At 66.9% G+C, this 8,802-nt stretch carries 7 protein-coding genes and 2 pseudogenes; 4 read left to right on the top strand and 5 right to left on the bottom strand.

What is annotated here, in order from left to right; all coding sequences use genetic code 11:
• Positions 1-208, top strand: a pseudogene (locus AC1DHD_RS11165) (serine protease inhibitor); the annotation flags it as partial.
• 70 nt (positions 209-278) lie between these two features.
• On the opposite strand, the gene AC1DHD_RS11160 reads toward AC1DHD_RS11165, so the two are convergent.
• Together AC1DHD_RS11160 and AC1DHD_RS11155 are read right to left on the bottom strand one after the other, a co-directional pair.
• Positions 279-3,536, bottom strand: a complete 3,258-nt coding sequence (locus AC1DHD_RS11160; RefSeq protein WP_476879781.1) for a S8 family peptidase — start codon at positions 3,534-3,536, stop codon at positions 279-281.
• 295 nt (positions 3,537-3,831) lie between these two features.
• Positions 3,832-4,017 carry a hypothetical protein gene (locus AC1DHD_RS11155; protein WP_476879780.1) on the bottom strand — a complete coding sequence of 62 codons (186 nt, stop codon included), beginning with the start codon at positions 4,015-4,017 and terminating at the stop codon, positions 3,832-3,834.
• Between the two features lie 213 nt (positions 4,018-4,230).
• Here AC1DHD_RS11155 and purS point away from each other — a divergent pair, with 213 nt between their 5' ends.
• From purS to purL, 3 genes are read left to right on the top strand one after another with little or no spacing between them, the layout of a single operon-like run.
• Positions 4,231-4,482 carry a phosphoribosylformylglycinamidine synthase subunit PurS gene (gene purS, locus AC1DHD_RS11150; protein WP_056427643.1) on the top strand — a complete coding sequence of 84 codons (252 nt, stop codon included), beginning with the start codon at positions 4,231-4,233 and terminating at the stop codon, positions 4,480-4,482.
• Position 4,483: 1 nt separating this feature from the next.
• A complete protein-coding gene (gene purQ / locus AC1DHD_RS11145) occupies positions 4,484-5,254 on the top strand; it encodes a phosphoribosylformylglycinamidine synthase subunit PurQ (protein WP_476879779.1) in 771 nt (256 codons plus the stop codon).
• Positions 5,251-7,581 (top strand): phosphoribosylformylglycinamidine synthase subunit PurL, encoded by a 2,331-nt coding sequence (purL, locus tag AC1DHD_RS11140; protein ID WP_476879778.1) that lies wholly within the window; start codon positions 5,251-5,253, stop codon positions 7,579-7,581. Before purQ ends, purL begins: the two co-directional genes overlap by 4 nt.
• 82 nt (positions 7,582-7,663) lie before the next feature.
• Here purL and AC1DHD_RS11135 read toward each other — a convergent pair whose 3' ends face one another.
• The 3 genes and pseudogenes from AC1DHD_RS11135 to AC1DHD_RS11125 all read right to left on the bottom strand — a co-directional run.
• Positions 7,664-7,957 (bottom strand): DUF503 domain-containing protein, encoded by a 294-nt coding sequence (locus AC1DHD_RS11135; RefSeq protein WP_476879777.1) that lies wholly within the window; start codon positions 7,955-7,957, stop codon positions 7,664-7,666.
• A gap of 132 nt (positions 7,958-8,089) precedes the next feature.
• Complete coding sequence (locus AC1DHD_RS11130; protein ID WP_476879776.1) at positions 8,090-8,407, bottom strand: putative quinol monooxygenase; 318 nt, start codon at positions 8,405-8,407, stop codon at positions 8,090-8,092.
• A gap of 53 nt (positions 8,408-8,460) precedes the next feature.
• Positions 8,461-8,802 (bottom strand): annotated as a pseudogene (locus AC1DHD_RS11125) (hypothetical protein); the annotation flags it as partial.

The following is an 8,802-nucleotide window of genomic DNA, read 5'->3' as shown; positions in this document are numbered from 1 at the left end:
CGGCGAGGAGATCTTCTTTCCCCAGCCGGGGCCGCCCAAAATGTGCACCCAGCAATACGGCGGCCCCCAGGTGGCTCAAGTGACCGGGCGCTATCTTGGCCGCGAGGTCCACGCGACCTTCAGCCGGACCGACGGCTGCGAAATCGGCCGCTGGCGCATGATGGCGCCGCTCCTCGGCGGCACCGCGGGATCAACCGGGGCCATTTGACCGTCACCTTAAACAGCGATGGCCGGCGGTGTGAACCGCCGGCCATCGCTGCTACTAGGTACTTATTTGGCTAGATGGCGTTGTTCGGAGCCTGCAGCAGATCCGCGTTCTGGATCTTGCCCTTCTCCTTCTTCACCTTCTTGCCCTTTTCCTTCTTGTCCTTCTTGTCCTTGCCGTTGTGGTTGCCCTGGTCGCCGTTGTCGCCCGGAAGGTCATTGCTGTCCTGGTCCTCGGACGTCGGCGGAACAACCACGGCGCCGTCCGCGGTTACCAGCACGCTGACAAACGTCGGATCGCTGGCGCCGGCGAACGTCACGCGGCCGATGTAGGAGCCAACTGCCAGGCCCTTCCAGTTCAGCATGACCTGGCCGGACTTTCCGTTGGGGAGGCGCAGCGGGTTGGGCGTCAGCGTAGCGTTGCCCACGTTGGCGCCCAGGACGGCCGCATCCACGCTGGCCTTCGTTGCCTGGCCGTTCGGGCTGGCGTAGAGGTTCACGAAGATCCGGTACGTTCCCGCGGCCGGGTTGGGGATGGACAGGGACTCACTGGCCGACGACGTCGCAACCTGGATCAGCTGGTTCGCCGGGTTCACCACGTACATGTCGAAGTCCGCGTTCGGATCCGAGGACAGGACCGAGAACTTGGCCAGCGGACTGCCGGCCGGAACCTGGACGGACTTGCCGAAGTTGGACGCATCGTTCGCGCCCAGGATGGCATCGCCCGGCACCAGCTCGGTTGCGGTGGAGTCGGCCTTGGAGAGCCCGTCAAGGGTCATGTTGATCGCGCTGTTGCTGCCCGAGACCACGTTGATCGCACCGGAGCCGGTCGCGCCGCCGGTGAAGGCGACGTCGCTGTTGGCCACAACCGCCTGCGGGCGGACCGCAACCGGGGAGGCAACGTTCTTGTTGGCACCCTGCCAGGTGAGCGTGCCCATGGCGAACTTGCCGAGGGCGGCACTCTGGTTCTCGAAGGAGACYTTGAAGGTCTTCTTCGTGCCGGCCGAGCCGAACGTCAGGATGGACGGCGTGACGGTGACCTTCACACCGGGAACGTCGACCTTGACCCGGTAGGTTCCCGGAGTCAGGGCGGTCAGCGTGCGGGTGACCTCGATCTTGCCGGTGAGGTTGCCCAGCGCGAAGGAAGGAACGTTCATGTCACGGGGCTTGGTGGTGCCGAGGCCCGGCATGCCGAGATCCGTACCGGTGCCCTGGATGAACTTCAGGTAATCCTCTTCGTTGGCGTCGTATACCAGGCCCGGATCCAGCACACGGGCCGGATCGACCTGGCCGGCGCCGGTAGCGAAGACGTCCATGTCCTTCCGGCCGTCGGCGAGCATAACGTCGCTGGCGGTGGTCATCATTGCGGACTTCACCATGGCCGGGGACCACTTCGGGTTCTTGCCCAGGATCAGCGCGCCGAAACCGGCAACGTGCGGGGAAGCCATGGAGGTTCCGGACATGAAGCCGAAGTTGTCACCGCCGGTGCCGATCGGGGAGACGCCTGCCAGCACGGCAACACCGGGAGCGGCAACGTCGGGCTTGAGCAGGTCGGATCCGGTGGCCAGGAGCGGGCCGCGGGAGGAGAAGCCGGCGATCTGCGGCTGGGCTTCCAGCGGCAGGCCGGTGGTGTCCTTGTTGACCAGGGACACGGTGATGGCCGGGTTGGCCGTCACCTTGGCCTTGATGGCCTCGGTAGCGGGCGGGTTCACGTGCACGGTCGGGACGGCGTGCTTGTCCGTGTCGAGGGAGGAGTTGCTCAGGTTCACCAGGATCATGCCGACGCCGCCGCCGCGCTTGACCTCTGCACTCTTGGCAACACGGTCAAAGACACCGCGGTCACACACAACAACCTTGCCGGAGACCTTCGCCGGATCCAGGGTGTCCGGACCGCAAAGAGCCGCGTTGGCGTCCCCGGCAGTCGCGGCAGCGTTGGCAGCCAGCACGACGCCGGCCCCCTTCACTTCCCGGTTCATGATGCTGGCGCCGCGGTACTTGGCGCCGTCGGCGAACTCGATGGTGCCCTGCAGTTCCTGGGAGAAGCTGCTGGCGGCAACCGTCGTCAGCCACGGGGCGCCGTGGTTGACGGTGCTGGCGGTCGGACCGGAGTTGCCGGCCGATGCAGCAACGAAAATGCCGGCGGATGCGGCGGACAGGAAGGCCATGGACACCGGGTCGGTGGTGGTGGTCGTCGAGCCGGAGATCGAGTAGTTCAGGACGTCAACGCCGTCCTGGATGGCCTGGTCGATGGCCGCCACGGATGCCGAGGAGTAGCAACCGCCGGTGTTCGGGTTGGTGTCTTCCCAGCAGACCTTGTAGATGGAGAGCTTGGCGGCAGGGGCCATGCCGCTGGTCAGGCCGAAGCTGCGGCCGTCAACGAACGTCTCGACGTTGGCGTTACCGGCGGCCGTGCTGGCCGTGTGCGTGCCGTGGCTGGCGACGTCGACCGGGGAGATCTTCTCGAGCGGTGACCTGTTCTCCGGCGTGACGTAGTTCAGGAAGTCATCGGCGAAGTAGTGCGCGGAGAGCACCTTGGAGTTGCAGGCGGAGCCGTCGAAGTCCGCGCCGGTTCCGACGCCCTTCTGGCACTCGCCGACGAAGGTATCGCCGTCGGACTTGAGCATGGCGATCTTGCCGTCATCGGTCCGGTAGGGGACGCCGACCACGGGGTCGCCGACGAGCGGCTTGACCTGGTCGCCGGCGAAGAAGGCACTGCCCGGGGTGTAGCCGGTGTCGATAACACCGACGACGACGCCCTTGCCGGCTGCGCTCTGGCCGCCGAACTTGGTGTTCCAGGTGCCGTTCGCGCCGCTGAGCTTAAGGAAGTCGGTGCTGGAGTAGTCCGGGGCGTTTTCCGTGTCCGGCGCAACCACCAGGACGTCCGGGCTCTTCGCGAGCTTGATGGCCTGGTCGGAGGTCAGGTTGGCGCTGAAGCCGTTGACCGCCGAGGTGAACTGCCGCTTCATCGAGACGTTCTGCTGGCCAGCGACCTCGGCCTGCTTCTTCTCCAGGTGGGCCTCGTACTGCCGGACCGCGGGCTTCTTGGTGTCCAGCTTCTTGCCCGCCTGCGGCTTAGTGGCCGCCAGTCCGGGCGTGCCGCCGTCGTACGTAGCTGCCGGCTTTTCGGCGAGGACCACGATGTAGCGGCCGTCGCGGTAGCTGGCGGGGTCGAGATTCTTCTGCGCGATCCCTGCGATGGTGGAACCTTGCGCCGGCGCCGCGGTGGCGGGCGCAATGGCAACTGTTGAAAGGAGAACCGGCAAGCCCAGGGTCAGTGCCGCGACCCTCCGGAGTCCCCCGCTTCGAAGGAAGCTCTTTCCTGGTGATTTCACGAGTGATTTGAACCTTTCAGAAGGAACGATCCCGGCGCCATGGCCGGGTACGACGGTCTGGTACGGGTAACGGGAACAGGAGTTGACTCTCGACCCCGGCGGACACCAGCCGATTCATACAGTACAGACTGAGAGCCCAATATGACATAGAACACAACAGTGCATTAAGAATTTGTCATGCCGCACGACAACCGGCGCCTCCCCGAGGGCGCGAAAAGCCGGGACGGCGGGGCCGCCCCGGCTTTTTACGGGTGATCTCTGCTACGGGCGGCCGCCCGGAAGGCGGCCGGGCGGGCTACCGCCGGGGCGTCCGGACCACCTCGCTGATCCACGCCTTGGTCTTCTCATCCAGGGGCCCGGCCACGTTGCTGCCCCGGGCCGCGCGGTCGGCCTTGATCTTCTGCAGCACCATCCGGCCGAGGCCCGCGAAGACGGCGGCGGCCATAACGGGAAGGAGCACGGACTTGGATTTCTCAGCCATGCGCACATCCTACTGAGCGCAACCTCCGGAGACCATAGCCGCCGGGGCCGGGGGCCTGCCGGTCACGAATGCGCCCGCACGCGGTGCGCCCGGTAGAATGGGCGTGCAAGCTCGCGGAGCGCCCGTACCACGTTGTCCCCACCACGTCGGATCGGCGTGAGACGGCACCACTCCGCTGCGCCCTTACCCAAGCTCACGCACAGGAGTTGCCGGATGCCCCGGATCGTTGTCGACGTCATGCCCAAGCCCGAGATTCTGGACCCGCAGGGGAAGGCCATTGTTGGCGCCCTGCCGCGCCTGGGCTTCACCGCTTTCAGCGCTGTCCGCCAGGGCAAGCGCTTTGAACTGACCGTCGACGGCGAGGTGACCGAGGAGATCCTCGCCCAGGCCCGGAACGCCGCGGAGACGCTCCTCTCCAACCCGGTCATCGAGGACGTCGTCAACGTCGAGGTCGTCGAGGCCTGAGATGACTGAACTTCCCCTGATCGGTGAGGCTGTCGCCATAGCAGCCCACGGCTCTGATGTTCGCAAGCTCGCCGGCGCGAAGATCGGCGTCGTGACCTTCCCCGGCACCCTCGATGACCGCGACGCCGCCCGGGCCGTGCGCCTGGCCGGCGCCACCCCGGTGGCGCTGTGGCACGCCGACACCACCCTCGGCGACGTCGACGCCGTCGTGATTCCCGGCGGATTCTCCTACGGCGACTACCTTCGCGCCGGGGCCATCTCCCGGTTCGCGCCGCTGATGGCCAAGGTCATTGACGCCGCCAACTCTGACGCCAAGCTGCCGGTCCTCGGTATCTGCAACGGCTTCCAGATCCTCACCGAGTCGCACCTGCTGCCCGGCTCGATGATCAAGAACGACCACCTGAAGTTCCTCTGCCGTGACCAGGTGCTGCGGGTCGAGAACAACACCACCGACTGGACCCGCGACTACGCGCCGGGCCAGGAAATTACGGTCCCGCTGAAAAACCAGGACGGCCAGTACATCGCCGACGAGAAGACCCTGGACGCGCTTGAGGCCGAGGGCCGCGTGGTGTTCCGCTACGTCGGCTGGAACCCGAACGGCTCCCGCCGCGACATCGCCGGCATCTCCAACGCCGCCGGGAACGTAGTCGGGCTCATGCCGCACCCCGAGCACGCCGTCGAAACCGGGTTCGGCCCGGAAACCGGCACCGGCACCGAGGGACTCGGCTTCTTCACCTCTGTCCTGAACAAGATCGTGGGAGACAACAAATGACGGAGACACCCGCAATGGCCCCCGCGGAGAACACCAAGAAGTTCAACATCGACACCGTGGAGCACGCCGCCCGGACACCGGACACCGAACTGCCCTGGGCCGAGCTTGGCCTGAAGCAGAACGAGTTCGACGAGGTGGTCAAGGTCCTGGGCCGCCGCCCAACCGGCGCCGAGCTCGCCATGTACTCCGTGATGTGGAGCGAGCACTGCTCCTACAAGTCCTCCAAAAACCACCTGCGCCAGTTCGGCGAAAAGGTGACCGAGGAGATGAAAAAGGACATGCTCGTGGGCATCGGCGAAAACGCCGGTGTGACCAACCTCGGCGACGGCTGGGCCGTGACCTTCAAAATCGAGTCGCACAACTCGCCGTCGTTCGTCGAGCCCTACCAGGGCGCGGCGACCGGCATCGGCGGCATCGTCCGCGACATCATCTCCATGGGCGCCCGTCCCGTGGCCGTAATGGATCCGCTGCGTTTCGGTGCGATCGACCACCCCGACACCGCCCGCGTCATGCACGGCGCCGTGGCCGGCATCGGCGGCTACGGCAACTCCCTSGGYCTGCCSAACATCGGCGGCGAAATGGTCTTTGACTCCGTCTACCAGGGCAACCCGCTGGTCAACGCCCTCGCCGTCGGCGTCATGCGGCACGAGGACATCCGCCTCGCCAACGCCTCCGGCAAGGGCAACAAGGTSGTSCTGTTCGGTGCCCGCACSGGCGGCGACGGSATCGGCGGCGCSTCSGTGCTGGCCTCGGAGTCCTTCGAYGACACCAARCCSTCCAAGCGSCCCGCCGTGCAGGTGGGTGACCCGTTCGCCGAGAAGGTGCTCATCGAGTGCTGCCTCGAGCTGTTCAAGGGTTCCCTCGTGGAGGGCATCCAGGACCTCGGCGCGGCGGGCATCTCCTGCGCGACGTCCGAGCTCGCCTCCAACGGCGACGGCGGCATGGAGGTGGAGTTGACCTCAGTCCTGCTCCGCGACCCCACGCTGACCCCGGGCGAGATCCTGATGTCCGAGTCGCAGGAACGCATGATGGCCGTTGTCACCCCGGAGAACATTGCCGCGTTCGAGGCGGTCATGGACAAGTGGGCTGTGGAGTACTCCTGGCTGGGCGAGGTGACCGACACCGGCCGCCTCATCATCACCTGGGACGGCGAAGTGATCGTCGACGTCGATCCGCGCACCGTGGCCCACGACGGCCCGGTGTACGACCGCCCGTTCGCCCGCCCCGACTGGCAAGACTCCGTCCAGAAGGATTCGTTCAGCGGCTCCGTCCAGGACTCCGGCCGGCCGGCAGCACCGGCTGAGCTGGCCGCGGCGGTCACCGAACTCGTGGCCTCCCCCAACATGTGCTCCAAGTCCTGGATCACCAACCAGTACGACCGGTACGTCGGCGGCAACACCGCCATGTCGTTCCCGGACGACGCCGGTGTGGTCCGCGTGGATGAGGAGACCGGCCTCGGCGTCGCCCTGGCCACCGATGCCAACGGCCGCTACACCTACCTCGATCCGTACCACGGCGCGCAGCTGGCCCTGGCCGAGGCGTACCGCAACGTGGCCACCGCTGGCGCCATTCCGATGGCGGTCAGCGACTGCCTGAACTTCGGTTCGCCCGAGGACCCGGACGTTATGTGGCAGCTGGCCGAGGCCATCCGCGGCCTCTCCGACGCCTGCATGGAGCTGGGCATCCCGGTCACCGGCGGCAACGTCTCCCTCTACAACCAGACCGGCACCGTCCCGATCCACCCCTCCCCCGTGGTTGCGGTGCTGGGCAAGCTGGACGACGTCGAGCGCCGCACCCCCTCGGGCTGGCGCGAGGACGGCCAGGCGATCTACCTGTTGGGCACGACGGCGGCGGAACTGGACGGCTCCGAGTGGTCCAACCTGCGCGGACACCTCGGCGGACTGCCGCCCAAGGTGGACCTCGCCGCGGAGCGTGAACTCGGGGAAATCCTGATCAACGCTTCCCGCGACGGCATGGTGGACTCCGCCCACGACCTCTCCGAAGGCGGCCTCGCGGCGGCCCTCGTGGAGTCCTCGTTGCGCTACGGCGTCGGCGCCCGCATCTCCCTCCAGGACGTGATGGACCGCGACGGCGTGGACCTCTTCACCGCGCTGTTCTCCGAGTCGCAGGCCCGCGCTGTTGTCGCGGTCCCGCGGTCGGAGGAGATCCGGTTCAAGGACATGTGCACCGCCCGCGGGTTCGCGCACGTCCGGATCGGCGTCGTGGATGCCGAGAGCCGCGAGCTGCAGATCAACGGCGTCGACACCCTGGGTCTGGACGCCCTCCGCGAGGCCCACGAGGCGACCCTGCCGAAGTACTTCGGCTAGCCACCGCCTCACCACCATCGGTTGCTCCGTAACGGCCCTTTTGACCCGTCAAAACGGCCGTTACGGAGCACTCGACGGGGGCTTAGTCGTCACTGCGGAGTTCACGCTGCCGGGCACTAAGCAGGTCGAGCTCGGGCCGGGCGGCGACGAAGCGTTCGACGGCGGCCAGCACCTCGACCGCGTGCGCCCGGTCAGCCGAGACCAGGCCGGCGCCGAGCTGCGTGCGCCGGTACTGGTCGTGGTCGCCGACCTCGGCCACGGAAACATCAAAACGGCGCTTGAGCTCAGCCAGGAGCGGACGGACGACGGCGCGCTTCTCTTTGAGGCTGTGGACGTCGCCCAGCAGGATGTCGAATTCAATCCATCCGATCCACATGCCGCCAGCCTATCCATTGCTCCCCACCGACCCTCTCGCCTCGCAAGCTCGGCCAGGGAACCAGGCCGGCGTGGGCGGCGTAACTGCCCTTTTGACCCCTCAAAAGGGCAGTTACGGAGCAGTCGATCGACGTTAGATGGTGAGTTCGCCCATCCGGTCCCAGCCCTCGCCGTCGAACTGCCGGCTGATGATCCGGGGCGTTTCCTGCAGCGCCTGCGGCATGTCGGCCATGGCCTGCTTGAAGTGGGCGCTGTTGACGTGGTCGCCGGCGGCGTCGTCCTTGAAGGCCTCCACCAGGACGAATTCGTTCGGGTCCTCCACGCTGCGGGACCAGTCGAACCACAGGTTGCCGGGCTCCTGCCGGGTGGCCTGGGTGAAGTCGTCCACGAGGCCGAGCCAGCGCTCGGACCAGTCGGGCTTGACCTTGAATTTGACGACAATGAAGATCACGGCTGTGCCTTTCGGTGTGGGTACATCGGGGGTTTGTTCTTGCGGGGGAAGGGTCAGCAGGCGTCGATGGCTTCGCGGGCCAGTTCCTGCTGCCGCGGCGTGCCGACCCGTTCGGCCCACTGCTCGGCGAGCTGGAATTCGACCATCGCCTCCGTGCACCGGCCGGCGTCGTGCAGGGTCCAGCCGAGGTTGTTGTGCAGGGCCACCATCCAGCGTTTGGTCCGGGCATCGTGGACCGTGGACGCGTACTCCAGGGCGCTTCTTGTCCACGTCTCGGCGTGGGCGGAGTCCGCGATGGCGAGCATGTGCAGCCCGTCCACGGCCAGGAACTCCTCGCCCAGGTGGTCCGCGAGTTCCGCAGCCTGCTCGAACAGCGGGACGGCCATCTCGGGGTG

Source organism: Arthrobacter sp. 05L45_2, from assembly GCF_056397525.1.
The sequence above is the reverse complement of the archived record's forward strand: the minus strand, read 5'-3'. Positions and strand labels throughout refer to the sequence as shown.

Bases quoted from the DNA above. Each gene is read 5' to 3' on its own strand.
- AC1DHD_RS11155 (WP_476879780.1), bottom strand. From the start codon at position 4,017: ATGGCTGAGAAATCCAAGTCCGTGCTCCTTCCCGTTATGGCCGCCGCC.
- purS (WP_056427643.1), top strand. From the start codon at position 4,231: ATGCCCCGGATCGTTGTCGACGTCATGCCCAAGCCCGAGATTCTGGAC.
- purQ (WP_476879779.1), top strand. From the start codon at position 4,484: ATGACTGAACTTCCCCTGATCGGTGAGGCTGTCGCCATAGCAGCCCAC.
- AC1DHD_RS11135 (WP_476879777.1), bottom strand. From the start codon at position 7,957: ATGTGGATCGGATGGATTGAATTCGACATCCTGCTGGGCGACGTCCAC.